This is a genomic window from Fundidesulfovibrio sp., assembly GCF_058402725.1.
The window spans coordinates 1-21,922 of record NZ_JBZVFJ010000062.1 but is presented as its reverse complement, the minus strand read 5'-3'; the positions used below and the strand labels follow the sequence as shown (position 1 = coordinate 21,922).

Here is a 21,922-nt window from a genome sequence, read left to right as displayed (position 1 = left end):
CCGCGAAGGCGGCCGTACCGTTGGCGCCGGTGTCGTGACCGAGATCATGGAGTAGAAAGACAATGAACAGCGACCGCATCAGGATCAAGCTCAAGGCCTACGACTACCGTATCCTGGACAAGGCCGTGGCCGAGATCGTCGATACCGCGCGCAACACCGGCGCGGGCATTGCCGGGCCCATCCCGCTGCCCACCAACATCCACAAGACCACCGTGAACCGTTCCGTGCACGTGGACAAGAAGTCCCGCGAGCAGTTCGAAATGCGCGTTCACAAGCGTCTGCTGGACATTCTGGAACCCACCCAGCAGACCGTCGACGCCCTGGGCAAGCTCTCGCTGCCCGCCGGCGTGGACGTCGAAATCAAGCTTTAAGGAAAGGGGAAACGTATCATGGCCAAGAAAACCCTTGGCATCATCGGCCGCAAGCTGGGCATGACCCGCGTCTTCAGCGATGACGGCACGGTGGTCCCGGTGACGGTCATCGCCGCAGGCCCCTGTCCGGTGATGCAGATCAGGACCCAGGAGTCGGACGGCTACACCGCCCTTCAACTGGCCTTTGACGAGCGCGAGGAGAAGGAGCTCAACAAGCCCGAACGCGGCCATCAGGCCAAGGTCGGAAAGGGCTTCTTCCGTCAACTTCGCGAAATCCGCCTCGACAACGTGGAAGGTTACGAACTGGGCCAGGAGATCACAGTCTCCATTTTCGCCCAGGGCGACAAGGTGAAAGTCACCGGAACCTCCATCGGCAAAGGCTTCCAGGGTCCCATGAAGCGTTACGGCTTCGGCGGCCTCAAGGCCACCCACGGCACCGAAAAGGCCCACCGCTCCGGTGGCTCCATCGGCCACAACACTGAGCCCGGAAAAGTCATGAAGGGCAAGAAAATGGCCGGACATATGGGCGCGCGTACCGTGACCTCCATCAATCTGGAGATCTACGACGTCAGGCCCGAGAACAACATCATCCTGGTCAAAGGCCAGGTCCCCGGCCACCGCAACGGCCTGGTGATGATCCGCAAGCAGGGGTAGGGCATGGCCACCGTTAAAGTATTCGATCAGACGAACAAGGAAGTCGGGCAGCTGGAACTGGCGCCCGAGGTGTTCGAAGTCGCCGTGCGGCCCGAACTGCTGCATCTTGTGGTCCGCTCACAGCTGGCCGCCAAGCGTACCGGCACCCACTCTGTGAAGACGCGTTCCTTCGTGTCCGGTTCGGGCTCCAAGCCCTGGCGGCAGAAGGGCACCGGCCGCGCCCGCTCCGGCGCCAAGCGCTCCCCCATCTGGAAGGGCGGCGCAGTGGTGCACGGCCCGCAGCCGCGCAGCTACGAATTCAAGGTGAACAAGAAGATCAAGGCTCTCGCGCTCAAGATGGCGCTCTCCACCAAGGTGGCCGAGGAAAGCCTGATCCTCTTGGACAAGCTCGACCTGCCCGAAGTGAAGACCAAGCTCTTCGCCGGGGTGGCCGGTGCGTTCGGGCTGAAAAAGGCCTTGATCGTTCTGCCCGAGTCGAATAACACTATCGAGCTTTCCGCCCGGAATCTTCCCGGCATCAAGGTCGTTCGGCAGGACATGCTGAACGTTTACGATTTGCTCAAGCACCCTCAGCTGGTGATGGTGCAAGGCGCGGCGCAGGCCGTCCAGGAAAGGTTGAGGTAGAGCCATGAGCTTCGCGAACATTCTCATCAAGCCGCTGATCTCCGAAAAGGCGACCAAAGCCAAGGAAGATTCCAATCAGGTGATCTTCTACGTGGCCCCCGACGCCAACAAGATCGAGATCAAGGCGGCCGTCGAGGAAGCCTTCAAAGTGAAGGTCGACGAGGTCAACGTGGTGCGCCGTCGGCCGCTCAAGCGCCTTCGCGGCGGCCGCAAGGTCAGCCACGTGCCGGGCTACAAAAAGGCCTACGTTACCCTGGCCTCCGGCGAAAAGATCGAATTCTTCGAGGGAGTCTAAGCCATGGCCGTGCGCACGCTCAAACCCACCTCGGCCGGACGCCGCTTCCAGACCGTGTCCGACTTCGCCGAGGTCACCGCTTCCAAGCCGGAGCGGTCCCTCACCGAGGGCCTGAACAAGAAGTCCGGCCGCAACAACCAGGGCCGCATCACCTCGCGTCGCCGCGGTGCGGGCAACAAGACCCGTTACCGCATCATCGACTTCCGCCGCGACAAGGTGGGCATCCCGGCCAAGGTCGCCACCATCGAGTACGATCCCAACCGTTCCGCCCGTATCGCCCTTCTGCACTATGCAGACGGTGAAAAGCGTTACATTCTCGCGCCGGTTGGCATCAATGTCGGTGACACTCTTCTGGCCGGCGAAGGCGCGGACATCAAGCCCGGCAACGCCATGGCCATGCAGAAGATGCCCGTGGGCACCCTGCTGCACAACATTGAGATGACCCCCGGCCGCGGCGGACAGCTCTGCCGCGCTGCTGGAACATACGCCCAGCTCATCGCCAAGGAAGGCAAGTACGCCCTGCTGCGCCTGCCTTCCGGCGAAGTGCGCAACGTGCTGGCCGCCTGCATCGCCACCGTAGGCCAGGTGGGCAACGTGACCCACGAGAACGTCTCCATCGGCAAGGCCGGCCGCAACCGCTGGCTGGGCAAGCGCCCCAAGGTTCGCGGCGTGGCCATGAACCCCGTCGACCACCCGCTGGGCGGCGGCGAGGGCAAGAGCTCCGGCGGCCGTCACCCCGTTTCGCCCTGGGGCAAGCCCGCCAAGGGCCAGAAGACCAGAAATCGCAAGAAGGCCTCGTCGCGGCTCATCGTGAAACGCCGCAACGAGAAGTAGGAGCGCGCACATGCCTCGTTCGCTCAAGAAAGGCCCCTTTGTCGACGGTCACCTGACCGGCAAAGTCGAAAAGGCCAACGAAACTCAGGATCGCCGGGTCATCAAGACCTGGTCGCGCCGCTCCACCATCCTTCCCGAGATGGTCGGGCTGACCTTCGCCGTGCACAACGGACGCAAGTTCATCCCGGTGTTCGTTTCCGAGAACATGGTCGGCCACAAGCTGGGCGAGTTCGCCCCCACCCGCACCTTCCACGGCCACGCCGCGGACAAGAAAGCCGCCAAGGGCAAGAAGTAGGGGAGCCGGACATGGAAGCCAGAGCCATCGCCAAATACGTCCGGGTGAGCCCTCAGAAGGCCCGCCTGGTCGCAGCCACCGTCAAGGGCAGGGGCGTCGAGGAAGCCATGAACATCCTCAAGTTCACGCCCAAGAAGGCCGCCTTCCTCATCGGCAAGGTGCTGCACTCGGCCCTGTCCAACGCCGAACAGATGTCCGCCGACGTGGACACCCTGAAGGTGAAGGACGTCATCGTGAACCAGGGCCCCACCTGGAAGCGCATCATGCCGCGCTCCATGGGCCGGGCCAACCGCATCCTCAAGCGCACCAGCCACATCACCGTGGTTGTTGAAGAAGAGAAGGAGTAGGGGCCATGGGTCAGAAAGTCCACCCGTACGGCTTCCGCCTGGGCTACAACAAGAACTGGAATTCCCGCTGGTTCGCCAAGAAGGAATACCCCGGCTTCGTCTACGAGGACAATCGTATCCGCAAGTTTGTGAAGTCCTCGCTGTTCCACGCCGGCATTTCCAGGATCGAGATCGAACGCGCCGGCGGAAAGATCAAGCTGATCATCCACACAGCCCGCCCGGGCATCGTCATCGGCCGCAAGGGCACCGAGATCGAAAAGGTCCGCGCCGATCTCAAGAAGCGCTTCGGCCGTGAATTCGCCGTCGAGGTCAACGAGATCCGTCGTCCCGAAACCGACGCCCAGTTGGTTGCCGAGAACATCGCCCTTCAGCTCGAGCGCCGCGTGGCCTTCCGTCGCGCCATGAAGCGCACGGTGGGCCTCGCCCGCAAGTTCGGCGCCGAGGGCATCAAGGTTTTCTGCGCTGGCCGCCTGGCCGGCGCCGAGATCGCGCGCTCCGAATGGTACCGCGACGGCCGCGTGCCCCTGCACACCCTGCGCGCCGACATCGACTACGGCTTGGCCACCGCCAAGACCACCTACGGCGTCATCGGCGTCAAGGTGTGGATCTTCAAGGGCGAGATTCTCGTCAACGAGGTTGAACAGTAATGCTCTCCCCCAACAGAACCAAATTCCGCAAGCGTCAGAAAGGCCGTCTGGATGGGCCCGCTACTGGCGGGACCGAGGTCTCCTTCGGCGACGTGGCCATCAAGGCCGTGGAGCACGGAAAGCTGACCAGCCAGCAGATCGAGGCTGCCCGCGTGGCCATCATGCGCCACATCAAGCGCGGCGGCAAAGTGTGGATCCGCATCTTCCCCGACTTCCCGGTGACCTCCAAGCCCGCTGAAGTGCGCATGGGCTCCGGCAAGGGCTCCCCGGTGGGCTGGTGCGCTCCCGTGAAGCCCGGCCGCGTGCTCTACGAGGTGAAGGGCGTCGAGATGGAAGTGATGGTCGAGGCTCTCAAGCGCGCCCAGCACAAGCTGCCCATCAAGACCAAGATCGTGACCAAGGATCTGGTGTAGCCATGGTTACCGCCAAGGAACTGCGCGAACTCGACGAGGCCAAGCTTGCCGAGCAGCTCACCCAGACTCAGGAAGAGCTCTTCAAGCTGCGCTTCCAGCACGCCACCGCTCAGCTGGAAAAAACGCACCGCCTGAACGAACTGAAGACCGACATCGCGCGCATCAAAACCGTGATGTCCCAAAAGAAAAGCGGCAGGTAGGAAACCATGGAAGAGCACAAGAGCAACCGCCGGGTGCTGACCGGCATCGTGGTCTCGGACAAGTGCGACAAGACCATCGTCGTGCGCGTTGAGACGCTGGTGAAGCACCCCCTGGTGAAGAAGTACATCCGCCGCCGCAAGAAGTTCATGGCCCACGACCCGATGAACGAGTGCGGCATGGGCGACAAGGTGCAGATCATCGAGCACCGCCCGCTGTCGGCCCGCAAGCGCTGGCATCTGGTCAAGATCATGGAGAAGGCGAAATGATCCAGGTTGAATCCGTACTCGACGTCGCCGACAACTCCGGCGCCAAGAAAGTGGCCTGCATCAAGGTGCTGGGCGGTTCGCGCCGGCGCTACGCCTCCGTGGGCGACATCATCGTGGTCTCCGTCAAGGAAGCCATGCCCCATTCCAAGGTGAAGAAGGGGCAGGTGATGAAGGCCGTCATCGTTCGCACGAAGAAGGAAGTGGGTCGCCCGGATGGCACCTACATCAAGTTCGACAACAACTCTGCCGTGCTGCTCTCCGCGCAGCTCGAGCCAGTGGGAACCCGTATCTTCGGACCCGTGGCGCGCGAACTTCGTCTGAAGAACTTCATGAAGATCGTGTCGCTGGCCCCTGAAGTCCTGTAGATAGGAAGCCCGAGGACGCCATGAAAACGTATCGTATCCGCAAAGACGACAAGGTGATGGTCATTGCGGGGAAGGACAAGGGCAAGATCGGTAAGGTCTTGAAAATCCTCCCCAAGAGCGACCGGATCCTGGTGGAGAAGGTGAACCTGGTGAAGCGTCACCGCAAAGGCAACCCCTACGCCGGCCAGGCCGGCGGCATTGAGGAGAAGGAGGCCGCTTTGGCCATCTCCAACGTTGCCCTCATGTGTGACGCGTGCGCCAAGCCCACCCGCGTGGGCTACAAGTACACCGAGGACGGCAAGAAACTCCGCTTCTGCAAGAAGTGCAATGAAGTCATCAGCTAAAGGGAATCACACCATGACTCGCCTCGAACAAATCTACTCCGAAAAGGTCGTGCCGGCCTTGCAGAAGGAGTTCGGGTACAAGTCTTCCATGCAGATTCCCAAGTTCAAGTTCATCTCCCTGAACATCGGACTTGGCGAAGCCTCCCAAAACTCCAAACTGATCGACGAGGCCGTCAACGAGTTGACCGCCATCGCCGGTCAGAAGGCCGTGATCACCCGGGCCAAGAAGTCCATCGCTGCCTTCAAGCTGCGCGAGAACCAGCCCGTTGGCTGCCGGGTGACGCTTCGTCAGGACCGCATGTGGGACTTCTATGACAAGCTGGTGAACTTCGCGCTGCCTCGCGTGCGCGACTTCCGGGGTGTACCCGACCGCGGGTTCGATGGTCGCGGCAACTTCACCCTGGGCATCAAGGAACACACCATTTTCCCCGAGATCAATATCGACCGGGTCGAACGTGTGAAGGGCATGAACATCACCATCGTGACCAGCGCCGTCAGCGACAAGGAAGGCAAAGTCTTCCTCGACCTGCTCGGCATGCCCTTCAAGAAGTAGGAGGATACGACCGTGGCACGCACTGCCCTCATGGTTAAGGCCCGGCGCAAGCCCAAATTTTCGGCCCGGGCGTACAATCGCTGCCCCATCTGCGGCCGTTCCCGGGCGTTCCTTCGCAGGTATGGCATTTGCCGCATCTGCTTCCGCAACATGGCCCTGGCCGGAGAACTTCCCGGCGTCAGGAAATCGAGCTGGTAGGAGGCCCGAACATGTCCGTGACCGATCCAATCGCCGACATGCTGGCCCGCATCCGCAACGCGTACCACGCGCTGCACAAGAAGGTCGCCATGCCGCACTCCAAGATGAAGGAGTCCATGGCTGGGATTCTGAAGGATCAGGGCTACATTGAGGAATTTGCCGTGGATGGACGTGATCTCGTGATCACGCTCAAGTATGCAAAGGGCCGCCCGCTCATCGCAGGTCTCAAGCGCGTGAGCAAGCCCGGCCGTCGCATCTATGTCGGGGCGCACGACATCCCGCGCGTCCAGAACGGACTTGGCATCTGCATCCTCTCCACCTCCCGTGGCATCATGGACGGCCTGGCCGCCCGGAGCGCCAACGTGGGCGGCGAGCTGCTTTGCGAAGTCTGGTAAGAGGATTCAAGCCATGTCCCGCATAGGCAAGAAAGAAATTGAGATCCCCAAGGGGGTCGAAGTGAAGGTCGCCGGGGAGACCGTGAACGTGAAGGGCCCCAAAGGGGCCCTGGAAACGCCCGCGCATCCCAAGCTCACCTACGAGATCGACGGCGCCGTGGTCCGCGTGGGCCGCACCGACGACTCGCGAGTGGCCCGTGCCCAGCACGGACTGCGCCGCACGCTCCTGGCCAACTGCATTGAAGGCGTCACCAAGGGTTTCGCGAAAACCCTGGAAGTCATCGGCGTGGGTTACAAGGTCCAGGTTGCAGGCAAAGCCGTTGTCCTGAACGTGGGCTTCTCCCACCCCGTCGAGTTCCCGCTGCCCGTCGGCATTGAAGCCAAGGCCGAGGGCAACAAGCTCACGATCTCGGGCATCGACAAGCAGCTCGTGGGCGAGACCGCCGCGCAAATCCGGCGTGTGCGCCCGCCTGAACCCTTCAAGGGCAAGGGCATCAAGTACGACAACGAGCAGATTCGCCGCAAAGCCGGCAAATCCGGCGGCAAGAAGTAGGGGGCCTGGACATGAAGCTCAGCAAGCAAGCCGCGCGCATGCGCCGCAAGGTGCGCATCCGCAAGAAGATCTCCGGCAGCCCGGAGAGGCCCAGGCTGGTGGTCTACCGCTCCAACCTGCACGTTTACTGCCAGATCGTGGACGACGAGACCGGCCAGACCCTGGTCTCCTCCTCGTCGCTTGCGCTCTCCAAGGGCGGCGAGTCGCTCAAGCCCAACAAGGACACCGCCGTCAAGGTGGGCCGCGACGTTGCGGCCAAGGCCAAGGAAAAGGACATTGCCAGTGTGGTCTTCGACCGCAACGGCTACCTCTACCATGGCTGCATCAAGGCCTTGGCCGACGGCGCCCGTGAGGGCGGGCTGCAATTCTAACGGGGACCACCATGGAACAGTCTGAACTGACCCAAATCGAGAAGATCGTTTCGCTCAACCGCGTGGCCAAGGTCGTTAAAGGCGGCCGCCGGTTCAGCTTCAGCGCGCTGGTCGTCGTGGGCGACGGCAAGGGCTCCGTCGGCTTCGGCCTGGGCAAGGCCAACGAAGTCCCGGAGGCCATCCGCAAGGCCACCGATCAGGCCAAGAAGTCCATGATCAAGGTCCCCCTCCTGGACGGCACCCTGCCCTACCAGGTGATGGGCCGCTTCGGCGCCGGCCGCGTGGTGCTGATCCCCGCCTCCAAGGGCACCGGGATCATCGCGGGCGGCCCGGTGCGCGCCGTCATGGAGGCCGCTGGTGTTCACGACATCCTCACCAAGGCCATCGGCACCAACAACCCGCACAACGTGCTCAGGGCCGCAGTGGCGGGCCTGGCTTCGCTGCGCAGCGCCGAGCAGGTTTCCGAACTGCGCGGCAAAACCCTGGAAACTCCGAGGAAGTAGCACCATGAGCGGGCAAGTGACCATCACGCTCCTCAAGAGCAAGATCGGGTGCACCCCCAACCAGAAGGCCACTTTGGAGGCTTTGGGGTTGCGCAAGATCCGTCAGGCAAAGACCCTGCCGGACACTCCGGCCGTGCGGGGTATGATCTACAAAGTCAATCACCTGGTTGAGGTGAAAGAACATGCTGCTTAACGAACTCACTCCCTTCCCCGAGGAGCGCAAGGACCGCAAGCGCATCGGCCGCGGCCGCGCGACCGGTCAGGGCTGCACCGCCGGCAAGGGCAACAAGGGCCAGAACGCACGTGCTGGAGTCAGCTCCAGGCCTTGGTTCGAAGGCGGCCAGATGCCTCTGGCCCGCCGTTTGCCCAAGCGCGGCTTCAAGAACCCCTTCAAGGTTTCCTACAGCCCCATCAACCTCGACCGGCTCGTGGAGTCCTTTCCCGAGACTGCCGAGATCACCCTCGACCTCATTTACGAGCGCGGCCTGGCCCCCAAGGGCGCCCCGGTTAAAATCCTCGGCAACGGGGAGATCACCAAGGCCATCACCGTGGAAGCCCACAAGTTCAGCGCCTCTGCCTTGGAGAAGCTCGCCAAGGCCGGCGGCGCCGCCAAGCCCCTGGAAAACGTGACGGAAGGCTAACGTGGCACTGCAAGGCGTGGAGAATCTGGCTCGTCTGCCGGAGCTCAAAAAGAAGATCCTTTGGACCTTCCTGCTTCTGGCCGTCTACCGTGTGGGCATCCATGTGCCCGTTCCCGGCGTGGACACCCTGGCGTTGGCGGATTTCTTCCACAGCGCCAAGAACACGCTCTTCGGGCTCTTCGACATGTTCTCCGGCGGCGGTCTGAACAAGCTCTCCATCTTCACCCTGGGCATCATGCCCTACATCTCCGCCTCCATCGTCATGCAGCTGCTCACTGTCGTGAGCCCGGAACTCAACCGGCTGCAGAAGGAGGAAGGGGCGCAGGGACGCAAGAAGATCACCCAGTACACACGCTACGGCACGGTGCTCATCACCCTGGTTCAGGGCCTGGGCATCGCCGTTGGCTTGGAGAGCATGACGAGTCCCACAGGGGCGCCCATCGTGCTCCATCCAGGCATGGGGTTCAAGTTCATGACCGTGATGACACTCACGGCCGGGACTGTGTTCCTCATGTGGCTGGGCGAGCAGATCACCGAGAAGGGGATCGGCAACGGCATCTCGCTGATCATCTTCGCGGGCATCGTGGCCGGCCTGCCGCGCGCGCTCATTAACACCTTCCAACTGGTAGGCCAGGGCGAAATGAGCCTCATGGTGCTCATTCTGCTGGTGGTCGTGATGGCAGGCGTTCTGGTGGCCATCGTCTTCATGGAACGCGGCCAGCGCCGCATCCCCATCCAGTACGCCAAGCGCATGGTGGGCCGTAAGATGTATGGCGGCCAGACCACGCATCTGCCGCTTCGCATCAACACGGCAGGCGTGATCCCGCCCATCTTCGCCTCGTCCATCCTGCTCTTCCCGGCGACCATCGCCAACTTCTATCAGGCCGACTGGGTCCAAATGGTGGCTTCGTGGTTCAACCCGAGCTCCATTGTGTACAACGTCCTGTTCATTGGCATGATCGTCTTCTTCTGCTACTTCTACACGGCGATCATTTTCGATCCGAAGCAGATCGCCGAGAACATCCGCAAGCAGGGCGGCTTCGTGCCGGGCATCCGTCCCGGCCAGAAGACGAAAGAGTACCTGGATCGCGTCCTTGCGCGCCTCACCCTGTGGGGGTCCATGTACATCTCTGCCGTGTGCGTGCTGCCCATGTTCCTCATCGCCCAGTTCAATGTACCGTTCTACTTCGGCGGCACGAGCGTGCTCATTGTCGTCGGCGTGGCAATGGACTTCATGGGGCAGATCGAGTCCTACATGATCAGCCGCCAGTATGAGGGACTTTTGGCCAAGGGCCGTATCAAGGGCAGGGCCTAGGTTGAAGAAGTTCCGCGGCATTTACGTCAAGAACGACGCTGAAATCTCCGTCATGCGTCAGGCGGGGGGCATTGTGGCCTCCATCCTGGACGAACTGGAGAAGGCAGTTCAGCCCGGCGTTCAAACGATGCTCTTTGAAGAGATGGCCCTGGGGCTTTGCGACCAGTATGGAGTAAAGCCCGCATTCAAGGGCTACCTGGGCTACCCGTTCGCACTGTGCTGTTCGGTGAACGAGGAAGTGGTGCACGGGTTTCCCTCGCAGCGCGAGTTGCGAGAGGGAGACATCGTGAGTTTCGACATGGGGGTGATTCTTGGCGGGTTTTACGGCGACTCCGCTCGCACGGTACCCGTCGGGGAGATCAGCGAGGAGGCCAAGAAACTCCTCGCGGTCACGGAAGAGTCGTTGCGTCTGGGCATAGACCAGGTGCAGGCGGAGGGAAACCTCTACGACGTGTCCCTGGCCATACAAAAACATGTTGAAAGCCAGGGGTACTCTGTTGTAAGACGGTTCGTTGGGCACGGCATCGGCAGGAATCTCCACGAGAAACCGGAGGTTCCTAATTTTGTCCCCAAGGGGGCAGCCCCTGTCGTGCTCAAGCCGGGCATGACCCTGGCCATTGAGCCGATGGTCACCGTTGGTGGTCCCGAGGTGGAAATCCTCGCGGACAAATGGACGGCGGTCACCAAGGACCGCAGCCTTGCTGCTCATTGCGAGCACACCGTGGTGGTTACGGCCGACGGACCGAAAATACTGAGCCAGCGCCTCGAGGCGTAGGCCATACCCGTTTCTGGGGAGAAAGATTATGAAAGTGCGGCCTTCGGTGAAGAAGCTCTGTCCGAAATGTAAGATCATCCGCCGTCATGGCGTGCTCAGGGTGGTCTGTGAAAATCCCCGGCACAAGCAGCGCCAGGGATAAAGTCAAGAATCTAGCGAGGTATTGAACGTGGCCCGTATTGCTGGAGTCGACCTGCCCAGGAACAAGCGCATGGACATCGCCCTGACCTATATCTATGGGATCGGGCACACCACCGCTTTGAACATCCTGGATGCCACCGGCGTGGAGTGGACGAAGAAGACCGACGACCTGACTTCCGAAGAAGTCAACACCATCCGTAAAGAGATCGAAGCCAACCACAAGGTTGAGGGCGATCTTCGGCGCGAGGTCACGGCCAACATCAAGCGGCTGATGGATATCGGCTGCTACCGGGGGCTTCGTCACCGCAAGGGCCTTCCCGTCCACGGACAGCGCACGCACACCAACGCCCGCACCCGTAAGGGACCGCGCCGCGCCGTGATGGCCAAGAAGAAGAAATAACCGCCCGGCGCGTCATTCAATAGAGGAATCATCATGGCAGCCAGACCCCGCCGTCAAGGCAAGAAAGAGAAGAAGAACATCCCTGTGGGCGTTGCCCACATCCAGGCTACCTTCAACAACACCATCATCACGTTCACCGACCAGCGCGGCAACGTGGTGAGCTGGGCCACCTCCGGAGGCGCCGGTTTCAAGGGATCGCGCAAGTCCACACCCTTTGCCGCGCAGGTTGCCGCCGAAACGGCCGCCCGCAAGGCCCAGGAGAACGGCATGCGCACCGTGGGAATCCTGGTGAAGGGGCCCGGCTCCGGTCGCGAGGCCGCCATGCGCGCCATCAACGCCGCGGGCTTCAAAGTGAGCTACATCCGCGACGTGACCCCCATCCCCCACAACGGTTGCCGCCCTCCCAAGCGGCGCCGGGTCTAGCTTTCCAAGGAGAACATCGTGGCCCGCTACACTGGACCCAAATGCCGCCTGTGCCGCCGCGAGGGAGCCAAGCTCTTCCTCAAGGGCGACCGCTGCTTTACCGACAAGTGCGCCTATGAGCGCCGCCCCTACGCCCCCGGCCAGCATGGCCGCATCCGCAAGAAGATGAGCGACTACGCCGTGCAGCTGCGTGAAAAGCAGAAGGCGCGTCGCGTCTACGGCATCCTGGAAGAGCAGTTCCGTTCCTACTTTGCCGAGGCCGACCGCCAGAAGGGCGTCACCGGCGCCAACCTGCTCATCAACCTGGAACGCCGCATGGACAACGTGATCTATCGCATGGGCTTCGCCAATTCGCGCGATCAGGCCCGTCAGATGGTTCGCCACGGCCTCTTCCTGCTCAACGGACGCTCCGTTTCCATCCCCTCCATCCAGGTTCGCGTGGGTGACGTGGTGGAGGTGCGCGAGAAGAACCGTCAGGTTCCCGTGATCAAGGAAGCCCAGCAGGTCATCGCCCGTCGCGGCTGCCCCTCCTGGGTCGAAGTTGACGGCGCTGCCTTCAAGGGCAAGGTCAACGCCATGCCCACCCGTGAAGACATCCAGCTGGCAGTGAACGAGCAGCTCATCGTCGAACTGTACTCCAAGTAAGAGGACACAATGCTCATCCGTACAGGCGACAGGCTCATCAACACGCGCAACTGGTCCGAGTTGGTGCGCCCCGAGAAACTCGCGCGCGACCCCAAGTCCACGTCCACCTACGGCCGCTTCACCTGCGAGCCGCTGGAGCGCGGCTTCGGCACGACGCTCGGCAACGCGCTGCGCCGCGTGCTCCTCTCGTCGCTGCAGGGCGCGGCCATAGTGAGCGTGAACATAGAGGGCATTCAGCACGAATTCACCACCATCCCCGGAGTCATCGAGGATGTCACCGATGTCGTGCTCAACCTCAAGCTGATCCGCCTGGCCATGACCACGGACGAGCCCCAGCGCCTCACCCTCTCGGTGAACAAGCAGGGCGCGGTCACCGCCGGCGACATCACCGCCAACCAGAACGTCACCGTTCTCGACCCCGACCAGCACATCTGCACGCTGTCCGAAGCGCGCGATCTGCGCATGGAGTTCGAGATCCGCATGGGCAAGGGCTACGTGCCCGCCGACATGCACGAGGGCTTGAGCCAGGAGATCGGTCTCATCACGCTCGACTCCAGCTTCACCCCCGTCAAGAAGGTCGCCTATACGGTGGACCAGGCCCGCGTCGGGCAGATGACCAACTACGACAAACTCATCCTCGACGTCTGGACCGACGGCTCCGTGACACCCGAGGACGCTATCGCATATTCCGCCAAGATCCTTAAGGATCAGCTCTCCGTCTTCATCAACTTCGACGAGAAGGAATCCGAGACGGAAGGTTCGCGCGGCGGCGACGACCACGACTTGAACCCCAACCTGTTCAAGTCCATCGACGAGCTTGAACTTTCGGTGCGCGCCACCAACTGCCTGAAGAGCGCCAACATCTCCCTGGTCGGCGAACTGATGCAGAAGTCCGAAAATGAGATGCTCAAGACCAAGAACTTCGGCAAGAAATCCCTTGAGGAAATCCGCCGCGTTCTCGAGGAGATGGGCCTCGACTTCGGCATGCGCATCGACAACTTCGAACTGAAATACCAGGAATGGGTCAAGAGGAAGCAGACCAATGAGGCATAGCAAGAGCGGTAAGAAACTGGGAAGGACCTCCTCCCATCGCAAAGCCATGTTCCGCAACATGGCCCGGTCGCTTCTCACCTACGGGCAGATCAAGACCACCGAGACCAAGGCCATGGCCCTGCGCAAGGTCGCCGACAACCTGGTCACTCTCGGACTGCGCGACGACGTGCATTCCCGCCGCCTCGCCTACAAGGTCCTTGAGAACCACCAGCTGGTGAAGAAGCTCTTCGACGAAATCGCTCCCCGCTTTTCGGGCGTCAATGGCGGCTACACCCGCGTCTACAAGCTCGGGCTGCCCCGCGTCGGTGACTGCGCCCCCATGGCCGTCATCGAACTCACCCGCCGCGAGGTCGCCGAACAGGCTCCCTCCGCCGAGGCCGAAGCGAAATAGCGATCAGACCCTTACGGTCCTCAAAGCGGGATGGCTCTGCCGTCCCGCTTTTTTTGCGCGCAATTCCGGCCGATATCGATGTCATGTTGCGGAGCGCATACAATGGAACCAGGCAGAGATGATCCGCCTGCCTCGATTCACTGACGTTCGATTCAGTTTGCGTACGAGCATGACGGCCCCTCAAGATCATCGGGTGCGGCAGTAGATCCTGGAAATGCGTTCTCGATGTCGCTTCCTACGTTCGGAGGGGCAATCGACGTAGACCGTCACGTCCTTAATCAACTTGCCTGGCATCCGGCTCATGGTTCGTGAGGTGATCATGGACTTGGTGTTCACGGGTGTTTCCAGGATTTGAGCTGCGCTGCTGGCTGCCATGTGTCAATTCCTGCGTGAGCATGACGGGCTTTACTATCGGCCCTTATGATAGTATCAATCTCGTCCATGGATATCCGACGACTTGAAGCGTTTCGCAAGGTGTACGAGTTGGGCAGCTTTTCCAAGGCCGGGCAAGGGCTTTTCCTCTCCCAGCCCACCATCAGCGCCCATGTGCTCTCTTTGGAGCAGGAGCTTGGCACCCAGTTGTTCGACAGGCTGGGAAGGACGATCCTGCCCACACAGGCTGGTGAGATCCTCTATCGCCACGTTCTGCAGGTGTTTGCCGCCCTGGAAACGGCGCGGGCCGAGGTCGAGCTTTTGCAGCAAAAGGTCTCCGGTGAGTTGCTCATCGGCGGCAGCACCATTCCTGCCACCTATCTTCTGCCAGAGAGGCTTGCCGAGTTTGCCCGGCGTTACCCGGACGTGCGCGTGCGTCTCACGGTGGGCGATTCCCAGGACATCATCGGGGCTGTGGCCAGGGGTGAACTCGCGCTGGGCGTGGTGGGTCTGGCGGCGAGCGATCCAGAACTCGTTTTCACCCAGTTCATCGAGGATGAACTTTCGGTTCTTGGCTCTCGCAAACTCCCAGGCTTGCAGGCGTTGTGCGAGGGGGGCACGCCGTCCATCCCGTTGGAGGACCTGCGAAAATGGCCGTGGGTGATGCGCGAGCACGGCTCCGGCACCCGCAAGGCCTTCGAACTTGCCCTGGGCGCCGCAGGCCAGGACATTCGCACGCTCAACACGGTCATCGAAGCGCGAAGCCATGAAGCCGTGGTGCAATGCGCGCTGCACGGTTTGGGACTGTGTGTCTCCTCCAAATTGGCTGTAGCGCCATGCATGGCCAAGGGCAACATGATCCAGGTGACCGTGCCCGGGCTTGCCATGCAGCGTTCCTTTCATATGGTCCGCCACGCCAAGAGGCACGTTTTCCCGGCCATGCGTTATTTCATGGACTACCTCAACACCGTCGCGGGCGCCTGATCCATGCAGCCGCTACTCAGACTCGTCGATACCGTCAAAGCTGCCGGTTGAGCCGCCAAGCTAGCCCCAGGGGACCTGGCGGCACTCTTGCGGGAACTGGACATCCCAGACGATCCTAGGTTGCTTACGGGGTCGGGGGACAACGAGGACGCCGCCGTTCTGACGTTTCCTCCCGGAAAAGCACTGGTCCAGACCGTCGATTTCTTCACCCCCGTGGTGAACGACCCCTACCGTTTTGGCCAGATCGCCGCTGCCAACGCCCTTTCGGACGTGTACGCCATGGGAGGTGAGCCTTACGCGGCCATGAACATCGTCTGTTTCCCGGCGAAGTGCATGGACATGGCCATACTGCGAGAGGTGTTGCGAGGCGGCCTCTCCAAGGTGCGCGAGGCCGGGGCGGCCCTGGCGGGCGGTCACAGCGTCGAGGACGCGGAGATCAAGTACGGCCTTGCTGTATCGGGCGTTGTGGACCCCGGGCGCATCGCCACCAACCGGGGCCTGCGCCCGGGCGATGAGTTGGTGCTCACCAAGCCGGTGGGGACCGGAGTGCTGGCCACCGCCGTCAAGGCGGGACTACCGGGATGCGAGGCTCTGGAAGAAACCATCTGGCGCGTGGCCGCGCGTCTCAACGCCGTGCCGGGAGCCGTGGTGCGCGAGCTCAACCTGCGCGCGGCCACGGACGTGACCGGCTTCGGCCTGGGAGGACACGCCCTGGAGATGTCCCGCGCATCCGGCTGGGCCGTGGAGATCAGCGCGACCACCGTTCCGTTGCTGCCTGACGCTCTGGACCTGGCCCGCCAGGGGTTCGTGCCTGCGGGCAGCCACGCCAACAAACGTCACTTCCAGCCCTGGAGCCATGCCGTCGCAGGGCTGGACCCCCTCCTGGCGGACATGGTCTTCGACGCCCAGACCTCCGGCGGACTTCTTCTGGCGGTCCCCGTGGAGCAGGTCGGGCGGGCCGTGCAGCTCCTCGAACAGGGAGGCGACGTTGCAGCGCGCGTAGGCCGTGTGCTCGATGAGCCCGCTCCGGACGGATGTCTGCGGATCGTCTAGTTCCTGGGCCTCACATCCGGTCCATACGGATTTTCAAGGCAAACAGACGAAACCATTCCCGGAAACTTTGCATTCTCTCGACCTCTTCATCAAAATCGCGACACGAGAAGGAAAGCCTTCCTGGAGGGGCCTTGCGTAACCCGGGCGCACGGCCGTGTGCTCGGCTAAGTCTTGACCACCCTGGACAGGTCCCGGGAAACCTGTCATACTGGATGGACGGAATCGCTGAAGGATTCCGCCTGCAGCGTGGCCAGCATTTCAAGGAGGAGATACATGAAGCCTGAGGAAAAGGTTGTTTCCATGGACGAATTCCGCAAGCCCAAGGAGAACGAGGTGCCTTCCCTAGCCGAGCTCAATGCCAAGACTTCCCAGGACATCAGCCGCATGTCCCTCATCCTGGCGCTTGCCGCCGTGCTGCTCGCCGGCGTGCTGTTTTTCAAGTCCAACCAGAGCGTGAGCGTCCTCACGAAGGACGTCGCCGGCATTTCCGCCAAGGTCGGCGTCATGGACGCCCGCATGGCCGAACTTGAGAACCTTCCCGCCAAGTCCAAGCGCATGGTCATGGGCACCCTGATCATGGAAATGGCCCAGAAGGCTTCCTACCTCTCCACCCAGGTGGACAATCCCGAGCAGGCCGCCAAGCTCCTCCAGGCCATGGAACTGCTCCAGCAGGCCAAGCCCGAGTAGTTGTTTCCCCACAACAAATGGCCCGTCCGCGCAGTGTGCGGACGGGCCATTTTTTATGTTCCTCGACACGGTTGGCGATTCATATCCTACCAAGAAGAGATATTTATTAAATGGTCACAAGCGCGTGTCATGGGCGCGTGGTAGTTTACATCTTTGTGGCGATGTCATAAGCCTTTTCTTCGTGGGGGACAACAACCGGAAGGGGTGGTTATGCGCGTGTCGCTGTCGGTCAAGATCGCGTTTCTGGTGGTGGCCTGCATCCTGGTGGTGAGTCTGGGAATCTTCCTGACGACCAACCACTTCATCACCGAAGGGTTCGACTCCCAGGCCACGGCCGAGCTGGAAGCAAGGCAACGCGCCGTGCAGTCCAAGCTCGACACCATGAAAGAGGCCACCCTGGCCGAGGCGTTCCTCATCGCGTCGGACCTGGCCATCGCCCAGGCCATTGAAGCCCGCGACATCCCCTTCCTGCAGAAGCACGCCAAGACCATCCTGCAACGCACCAAGATCGACTTCCTCACCATCACCGACGCCAAGGGCGTGGTGGTGGCGCGCGGCCACTCCGACAAGACCGGAGACTCGGCCATGGACCAGTTGGCCATCCAGCGCGCCCTTCAGGGCCAGGATACCGTTGGCATCGAGGAGGGCACGGTGGTGAAGCTCTCCGTGCGCGGCGGCGCGCCCGTGCGGCTGGGCGGCAAGCTCGTGGGCGCGGTGGCCCTGGGCGAAAACCTGGGCACCCACCAGTTCGTGGACGAGGTCAAGCGCGACATGGGCGTGGAATGCACGCTCTTCAACAACGACACCCGCGAGACCACGTCCATCCTGCGCGAGGGCAAGCGCGCCGTGGGCACCAAAATGGACAACCCCAAGGTGATCGAGACGGTGCTCCAGAAGTCCGGTGTGTTCAAGTCGCGCAACTTGATCCTGGGCCAGCTCTACGACACGGTTTACTGGCCCCTCATCACCGCCAGCGGCAAGGTCGGGGGCATGCTCTTCATCGGCAAGGACCGGGCCAGCATCGAGGCCGTCCAGCGAGGCATCGTCTGGAGCGTGCTGGGGGCCGCCGGCGTCGTGGGCCTGTTCATGCTGGGCGTGGGCCTCTACGCCGCCAGGCGGCTGACCAAGCCCATCCTCGTCACCATCGGCTTCGCCAAGACCGTGGCCAAGGGCAACCTGAACGAACACCTCGACGTGATGCGCAACGACGAGGTGGGCGAACTGGCCAACGCCCTGCGCGACATGGTGAAATCCATCAAGGAGAAGATCGCCGAAGCCGAGGAGAAGAGCGCGGAGGCCGGACGGCAGGCCCAGATGGCCGAAGAATCGCGCCACAAGGCCGAAGAAGCCCACGCCAAGGCCGAAGCCGCGCGCTGCGACGGCATGCTCTCCGCCGCCGAACAGCTGGAGGGCGTGGTGCAGGGCATCAGCGTGGTGAGCACCCAGCTCTCCAAGCAGATCGACCTGACGAGCGAGGACATGTCCGTGCAGGAGCGGCGCACCGCCGAGGCCGCCACGGCCATGGAACAGATGAACGCCACCGTGCTGGAAGTGGCCCGCAGCGCCTCCAATGCAGCCCAGCAGGCCTCCTTGGCCAAGAACAAGGCCCAGGAAGGCCAGGACGTGGTCTCCAAGGCCGTGACGGCCATCGGCCAGGTGGACCGCATGGCCGCCGAACTGGAGCAGGACATGGCCACCCTGGGCGAACAGGCCCGCGCCATCAGCGGCATCCTGGGCGTGATCTCCGACATCGCGGACCAGACCAACCTCCTGGCGCTCAACGCCGCCATCGAGGCCGCCCGAGCAGGCGACGCCGGGCGCGGCTTCGCCGTGGTGGCCGACGAGGTGCGCAAGCTCGCCGAAAAGACCATGACCGCCACCAAGGAAGTGGGCGACTCCATCCGTGCCATCCAGGACGGCACCACGCGCAACGTGGGGCGCGTGAAGTCCGCCGCCGAGGCGGCCAAGAACGCCTCCGGGCTGGCCGAACGCTCCGGCAAGGCCCTTGAGGAGATCGTGGTGCTGGTGGACGAGACCACCGGGCAGGTGCAGTCCATCGCCGCCGCTTCCGAGGAGCAGTCCGCCTCCAGCGAGGAGATCAACCGCATCGTGGAGGAGGTCAGCCGCATCACCTCGTCCACGGCCAGCGGCATGCGCGGCTCCGCCGACGGGGTGTCGGAACTCTCCGAGCGTTCCCGGCAGCTGGAGGCCCTGATCACCTCCTTCCGCACCAGCTGAATCCTATCCTCTCCGGCCGTAGAACGCCCCGGAGCGCCCAGGCGCGCCGGGGCGTTCTTCGTTGGCCCGGGAGGGCGCCCGACGTCTGCCCCAGTTGCGCGCGACATCGGGCAAGCATCCGGTGGTTGGCGCGAGAGCGCGGCATGGAACAGGCGGCCTTGCCTTCCGGAAGCGGCTCTCCTCCCCCGGTCCCTGGGCATCAGGCGGCGGAAGGCATGAAGTGTATTCCAGCGTGAAATCGGTGGGTTTGTCTGTATGCCCGAGCAAGCTGCGGGGATGGGTGGCGCTGGCGCAACCCTAGGGCGAACCCGTACCCGGCACCTGGCGCAGTTCCTCAGGGGTGTTCACGTTGAAGAAAGGCCGGGCGTCGGCCGCATTGTAGGGCACGCTGTGGCGCAGGGCGGGAGGGAATGCCCGGGAAAGCTTGCGCTGGCCCTGTTCCAGGGCGCGGCGCATCACCTCGGCCGCCCGGGGTTCGTAGACGCTCACGAGGGCCTCGATGTACTCGGTCTCGATCTGGGCGAAGGTGGTCATCAAGGCGTGGGGCGGCCGTGCGCGCCACGCCGCAAGGAGGGTTCCCAGGGTGGCCCTGTCCAGGAAGGGCAGGTCGCAGGAGAGCACCAGGCAGGATGTCCCGAACCGTTCCAGGGCAGTGAGGATGCCGCCCATGGGGCCGTTTCCGGGGCGCTCGTCCAGGAACCAGCAGGAAACGCCGGGCAGGGGGCCGGGGTCGCGCCCCGAGACGGCCACTTCGGCGCAGAAACTGCCGGCCAGGGCCACGGCGCGCTCCAGGAGGGTGCGGCCCTCCACCCGCACGGCCGCCTTGTCCCGGCCAAGGCGGCGGCTTTGGCCGCCGGCAAGGATCACGGCCACGGCCGGGGCCGTGACCGGGCCGGATACGGGGGCGGCCCCGGGCGCGGCGACGGCGTCGGCCGCGGGAGCAGGTCCCGAGGCGGCCGCAGAGTCGCGCTCAGTCCCGGGCCTGGATGCGTCCATGCGGGTCGGTGAAGATGCTGAAGCGGTTTTCGCGGGAGAAACCCACCAGGGTCATGCCCGCTTCCCTGGCCTGGGCCACGCCGGCCGTGGTCACTGCGGAACGGCTCACCATGGCCGCGTAGCCCGAGGTGACGGCCTTGCGCACCAGCGACGCCGTGGCCCGGGCCGTGACGAAGAGCACCTGCCCGGCCAGGGGCGCGCCGGATTCCAGGGACCAGCCCGCCAGGCGGTCCAGGCAATTGTGGCGGCCGATGTCCTCCACGTGGCGCACGAAGGCCTTTTCCCGGGGATCGTAAAGGGCGGCCCTGTGGAAGCAGCCTGTGGCGTCCCAGCGTCCGGCCATCTCCATGAAGCGGCCCGCGCCCTCCAGGATGTCCCCGGCCGTGAGCGCCCCGGGCCAGGGACGCGACGGGGGCGGCGCGCCCGGTTCGAAGCGCACGGCGAAGGCGCGCTCGCCCGAAGCCTCGACGCGCGGGACCGTTCCGGCCGGGGCGAGGTCCAGGAGGGCCTGTCCCAGGGCCAGGGCGCGCAGGTCCGTGGGGAAGGCCCAGAGGCGCTTGAGCCCCTGGCCCTGCACGTCGAGGGTCACGGAGACCTCGAAGGCCGCGTCGTCGTCGAAGTCCCGCCAGGCTCCGTCCTTGAACTGCCTGCAGGGCAACCGCGCCAGATCGGTTTCGTTTTTGTCCATGTGTCCTGATTGACATAGTGTCGGCCCATCTGGCAAGTGTGTCAAAACAGACACAAGGGGGTTTCCGTGAAGACGAAACACATGGTTGCGCTCGCTCTCGCCGCGCTCCTGAACCTGGCGGGCATGGCCTGGGCCCAGGAAAAGGTGCTCATGATGGCCACCACCACCAGCACCGAGGACACGGGACTCCTGCCCGTGCTGGCGGAGGCCTTCAAGAAGAATTCCGGCGTGGAGTTGCGCTGGGTGGCCGTGGGCACGGGCAAGGCCCTGGAGATCGGCAAGAACTGCGACGCCGACGTGCTCATGGTGCACGCCCCCGCCGCCGAGAAGAAGTTCCTGGAAGAGGGCGCGGGCAAGGCGCGCACCGAGATCATGTACAACGATTTCGTGCTCATCGGCCCCAAGGCCGACCCGGCCAAGATCAAGGGCAAGAGCGTGGCCGACGGCCTCAAGGCCCTGGCCGGGCAGAAGGCCGCGTTCGTGAGCCGCGGCGACAAGTCCGGCACCCACATGGCCGAACTGGCCCTGTGGAAATCCGCCGGCATGGAGGCTCCGGACAAGGAGGCCTGGTACGTCTCCTCGGGCCAGGGCATGCTCCAGAGCATGCGCATGGCGGCGGAGAAGGGCGGCTACGTGCTGGCCGACCGGGGCACCTGGATCAAGTTCGAGGCCATGCCCGAGGCCAAGGACATGGCCATCGTCATCGAGGGCGACGCCTCCCTGCGCAACCAGTACAGCGTGATCACCCTGAACGCCGTGAAGTGCCCCAAAGCCAGGCACGAATGGGCCGAGGCCTTCGCCAAGTGGATGGCCGTCGAGGGCCAGAAGGTGGTGGCCGACTTGAACACACCGGACTTCTGGAGCACCGTCTCGATCACCTTGGGGTTGTCC

The 21,922-nt window shown here is 63.2% G+C and carries 36 protein-coding genes; 34 read left to right on the top strand and 2 right to left on the bottom strand.

The features are described 5' to 3' along the window. The first annotated feature begins 62 nt into the window (after window positions 1–62). The 33 genes from rpsJ to ACV4UX_RS09700 all read left to right on the top strand — a co-directional run bounded on the left by rpsJ (window position 63) and on the right by ACV4UX_RS09700 (window position 19,347). Window positions 63–371 (top strand): 30S ribosomal protein S10, encoded by a 309-nt coding sequence (gene rpsJ, locus ACV4UX_RS09860; RefSeq protein WP_173086773.1) that lies wholly within the window; start codon window positions 63–65, stop codon window positions 369–371. A gap of 18 nt (window positions 372–389) precedes the next feature. After that, complete coding sequence (gene rplC / locus ACV4UX_RS09855; protein ID WP_491593119.1) at window positions 390–1,025, top strand: 50S ribosomal protein L3; 636 nt, start codon at window positions 390–392, stop codon at window positions 1,023–1,025. 3 nt (window positions 1,026–1,028) lie between these two features. Beyond that, on the top strand, window positions 1,029–1,649 hold the full coding sequence (rplD, locus tag ACV4UX_RS09850) for a 50S ribosomal protein L4 (protein ID WP_491593118.1): 621 nt from the start codon (window positions 1,029–1,031) through the stop codon (window positions 1,647–1,649). A gap of 4 nt (window positions 1,650–1,653) precedes the next feature. Then, the gene (rplW, locus tag ACV4UX_RS09845; protein ID WP_173086776.1) at window positions 1,654–1,944 is read left to right on the top strand and encodes a 50S ribosomal protein L23; all 291 of its coding nucleotides are present in this window, start codon (window positions 1,654–1,656) and stop codon (window positions 1,942–1,944) included. Window positions 1,945–1,947: 3 nt separating this feature from the next. Further along, window positions 1,948–2,778: a 50S ribosomal protein L2 gene (gene rplB / locus ACV4UX_RS09840; protein WP_173086777.1), complete on the top strand. Its 831-nt coding sequence runs from the start codon at window positions 1,948–1,950 to the stop codon at window positions 2,776–2,778. A 10-nt stretch (window positions 2,779–2,788) separates the two neighbouring features. Next, window positions 2,789–3,073, top strand: a complete 285-nt coding sequence (gene rpsS / locus ACV4UX_RS09835; protein ID WP_173086778.1) for a 30S ribosomal protein S19 — start codon at window positions 2,789–2,791, stop codon at window positions 3,071–3,073. Window positions 3,074–3,084: 11 nt separating this feature from the next. Next, window positions 3,085–3,420, top strand: coding sequence for a 50S ribosomal protein L22 (rplV, locus tag ACV4UX_RS09830; protein ID WP_491593117.1), 336 nt, complete (start codon window positions 3,085–3,087; stop codon window positions 3,418–3,420). A 5-nt stretch (window positions 3,421–3,425) separates the two neighbouring features. Continuing rightward, on the top strand, window positions 3,426–4,067 hold the full coding sequence (gene rpsC / locus ACV4UX_RS09825; RefSeq protein WP_173086780.1) for a 30S ribosomal protein S3: 642 nt from the start codon (window positions 3,426–3,428) through the stop codon (window positions 4,065–4,067). Further along, the gene (gene rplP, locus ACV4UX_RS09820) at window positions 4,067–4,480 is read left to right on the top strand and encodes a 50S ribosomal protein L16 (RefSeq protein ID WP_491593116.1); all 414 of its coding nucleotides are present in this window, start codon (window positions 4,067–4,069) and stop codon (window positions 4,478–4,480) included. Before rpsC ends, rplP begins: the two co-directional genes overlap by 1 nt. A 2-nt stretch (window positions 4,481–4,482) precedes the next feature. Then, a complete protein-coding gene (gene rpmC / locus ACV4UX_RS09815) occupies window positions 4,483–4,680 on the top strand; it encodes a 50S ribosomal protein L29 (RefSeq protein ID WP_491593115.1) in 198 nt (65 codons plus the stop codon). 6 nt (window positions 4,681–4,686) lie between these two features. Beyond that, a complete protein-coding gene (rpsQ, locus tag ACV4UX_RS09810) occupies window positions 4,687–4,947 on the top strand; it encodes a 30S ribosomal protein S17 (RefSeq protein WP_173086783.1) in 261 nt (86 codons plus the stop codon). Then, window positions 4,944–5,312, top strand: a complete 369-nt coding sequence (gene rplN / locus ACV4UX_RS09805; protein ID WP_173086784.1) for a 50S ribosomal protein L14 — start codon at window positions 4,944–4,946, stop codon at window positions 5,310–5,312. Before rpsQ ends, rplN begins: the two co-directional genes overlap by 4 nt. A gap of 20 nt (window positions 5,313–5,332) precedes the next feature. Further along, on the top strand, window positions 5,333–5,656 hold the full coding sequence (gene rplX / locus ACV4UX_RS09800) for a 50S ribosomal protein L24 (protein WP_173086785.1): 324 nt from the start codon (window positions 5,333–5,335) through the stop codon (window positions 5,654–5,656). A 13-nt stretch (window positions 5,657–5,669) separates the two neighbouring features. Next, the gene (rplE, locus tag ACV4UX_RS09795; protein WP_491593114.1) at window positions 5,670–6,209 is read left to right on the top strand and encodes a 50S ribosomal protein L5; all 540 of its coding nucleotides are present in this window, start codon (window positions 5,670–5,672) and stop codon (window positions 6,207–6,209) included. A gap of 12 nt (window positions 6,210–6,221) precedes the next feature. After that, entirely contained in the window at window positions 6,222–6,407 is a 186-nt protein-coding gene (locus tag ACV4UX_RS09790) for a type Z 30S ribosomal protein S14 (RefSeq protein WP_173086787.1), read from the top strand. An 11-nt stretch (window positions 6,408–6,418) separates the two neighbouring features. Beyond that, window positions 6,419–6,802, top strand: a complete 384-nt coding sequence (gene rpsH / locus ACV4UX_RS09785; RefSeq protein WP_173086788.1) for a 30S ribosomal protein S8 — start codon at window positions 6,419–6,421, stop codon at window positions 6,800–6,802. Window positions 6,803–6,815: 13 nt separating this feature from the next. After that, a complete protein-coding gene (gene rplF, locus ACV4UX_RS09780; RefSeq protein WP_491593113.1) occupies window positions 6,816–7,355 on the top strand; it encodes a 50S ribosomal protein L6 in 540 nt (179 codons plus the stop codon). Between the two features lie 11 nt (window positions 7,356–7,366). Continuing rightward, complete coding sequence (gene rplR / locus ACV4UX_RS09775; protein WP_173086790.1) at window positions 7,367–7,726, top strand: 50S ribosomal protein L18; 360 nt, start codon at window positions 7,367–7,369, stop codon at window positions 7,724–7,726. 11 nt (window positions 7,727–7,737) lie between these two features. Next, complete coding sequence (rpsE, locus tag ACV4UX_RS09770) at window positions 7,738–8,229, top strand: 30S ribosomal protein S5 (protein WP_491593112.1); 492 nt, start codon at window positions 7,738–7,740, stop codon at window positions 8,227–8,229. Window positions 8,230–8,233: 4 nt separating this feature from the next. Further along, complete coding sequence (gene rpmD / locus ACV4UX_RS09765) at window positions 8,234–8,422, top strand: 50S ribosomal protein L30 (protein WP_173086792.1); 189 nt, start codon at window positions 8,234–8,236, stop codon at window positions 8,420–8,422. Next, window positions 8,412–8,870, top strand: coding sequence for a 50S ribosomal protein L15 (gene rplO / locus ACV4UX_RS09760; protein ID WP_491593111.1), 459 nt, complete (start codon window positions 8,412–8,414; stop codon window positions 8,868–8,870). The genes rpmD and rplO overlap by 11 nt, the downstream gene beginning before the upstream one ends. A gap of 1 nt (window position 8,871) precedes the next feature. After that, window positions 8,872–10,185: a preprotein translocase subunit SecY gene (gene secY / locus ACV4UX_RS09755; protein WP_491593110.1), complete on the top strand. Its 1,314-nt coding sequence runs from the start codon at window positions 8,872–8,874 to the stop codon at window positions 10,183–10,185. Window position 10,186: 1 nt separating this feature from the next. Next, window positions 10,187–10,960, top strand: coding sequence for a type I methionyl aminopeptidase (gene map / locus ACV4UX_RS09750; RefSeq protein ID WP_491593109.1), 774 nt, complete (start codon window positions 10,187–10,189; stop codon window positions 10,958–10,960). A gap of 28 nt (window positions 10,961–10,988) precedes the next feature. Beyond that, window positions 10,989–11,102: a 50S ribosomal protein L36 gene (gene rpmJ, locus ACV4UX_RS09745; protein ID WP_084502162.1), complete on the top strand. Its 114-nt coding sequence runs from the start codon at window positions 10,989–10,991 to the stop codon at window positions 11,100–11,102. A gap of 27 nt (window positions 11,103–11,129) precedes the next feature. After that, window positions 11,130–11,501, top strand: coding sequence for a 30S ribosomal protein S13 (gene rpsM / locus ACV4UX_RS09740; protein ID WP_173086796.1), 372 nt, complete (start codon window positions 11,130–11,132; stop codon window positions 11,499–11,501). 33 nt (window positions 11,502–11,534) lie between these two features. Beyond that, window positions 11,535–11,924 carry a 30S ribosomal protein S11 gene (gene rpsK, locus ACV4UX_RS09735; RefSeq protein WP_491593108.1) on the top strand — a complete coding sequence of 130 codons (390 nt, stop codon included), beginning with the start codon at window positions 11,535–11,537 and terminating at the stop codon, window positions 11,922–11,924. Between the two features lie 18 nt (window positions 11,925–11,942). Further along, complete coding sequence (rpsD, locus tag ACV4UX_RS09730) at window positions 11,943–12,569, top strand: 30S ribosomal protein S4 (protein ID WP_491593107.1); 627 nt, start codon at window positions 11,943–11,945, stop codon at window positions 12,567–12,569. A 9-nt stretch (window positions 12,570–12,578) separates the two neighbouring features. After that, a complete protein-coding gene (locus ACV4UX_RS09725; RefSeq protein WP_491593106.1) occupies window positions 12,579–13,622 on the top strand; it encodes a DNA-directed RNA polymerase subunit alpha in 1,044 nt (347 codons plus the stop codon). After that, window positions 13,612–14,013: a 50S ribosomal protein L17 gene (gene rplQ / locus ACV4UX_RS09720; RefSeq protein WP_491593105.1), complete on the top strand. Its 402-nt coding sequence runs from the start codon at window positions 13,612–13,614 to the stop codon at window positions 14,011–14,013. Before ACV4UX_RS09725 ends, rplQ begins: the two co-directional genes overlap by 11 nt. A 441-nt stretch (window positions 14,014–14,454) precedes the next feature. Continuing rightward, window positions 14,455–15,369 (top strand): selenium metabolism-associated LysR family transcriptional regulator, encoded by a 915-nt coding sequence (locus tag ACV4UX_RS09715; RefSeq protein ID WP_491593104.1) that lies wholly within the window; start codon window positions 14,455–14,457, stop codon window positions 15,367–15,369. Window positions 15,370–15,372: 3 nt separating this feature from the next. Continuing rightward, complete coding sequence (gene selD, locus ACV4UX_RS09710; protein WP_491593103.1) at window positions 15,373–16,422, top strand: selenide, water dikinase SelD; 1,050 nt, start codon at window positions 15,373–15,375, stop codon at window positions 16,420–16,422. Between the two features lie 273 nt (window positions 16,423–16,695). Next, window positions 16,696–17,109 carry a hypothetical protein gene (locus tag ACV4UX_RS09705; protein WP_491593102.1) on the top strand — a complete coding sequence of 138 codons (414 nt, stop codon included), beginning with the start codon at window positions 16,696–16,698 and terminating at the stop codon, window positions 17,107–17,109. 210 nt (window positions 17,110–17,319) lie between these two features. Next, window positions 17,320–19,347: a methyl-accepting chemotaxis protein gene (locus ACV4UX_RS09700; protein ID WP_491593101.1), complete on the top strand. Its 2,028-nt coding sequence runs from the start codon at window positions 17,320–17,322 to the stop codon at window positions 19,345–19,347. A gap of 297 nt (window positions 19,348–19,644) precedes the next feature. On the opposite strand, the gene ACV4UX_RS09695 is transcribed toward ACV4UX_RS09700, so the two are convergent. Together ACV4UX_RS09695 and ACV4UX_RS09690 are read right to left on the bottom strand one after the other, a co-directional pair. Further along, window positions 19,645–20,343 carry a molybdenum cofactor guanylyltransferase gene (locus ACV4UX_RS09695; protein ID WP_491593100.1) on the bottom strand — a complete coding sequence of 233 codons (699 nt, stop codon included), beginning with the start codon at window positions 20,341–20,343 and terminating at the stop codon, window positions 19,645–19,647. Beyond that, on the bottom strand, window positions 20,318–21,031 hold the full coding sequence (locus ACV4UX_RS09690; RefSeq protein WP_491593099.1) for a formate dehydrogenase accessory sulfurtransferase FdhD: 714 nt from the start codon (window positions 21,029–21,031) through the stop codon (window positions 20,318–20,320). Before ACV4UX_RS09690 ends, ACV4UX_RS09695 begins: the two co-directional genes overlap by 26 nt. Before the next feature lie 81 nt (window positions 21,032–21,112). Here ACV4UX_RS09690 and ACV4UX_RS09685 point away from each other — a divergent pair. Further along, window positions 21,113–21,922, top strand: an 810-nt coding sequence (locus tag ACV4UX_RS09685; RefSeq protein ID WP_491593120.1) for an ABC transporter substrate-binding protein, incomplete at its 3' end; no start/stop codon positions are given.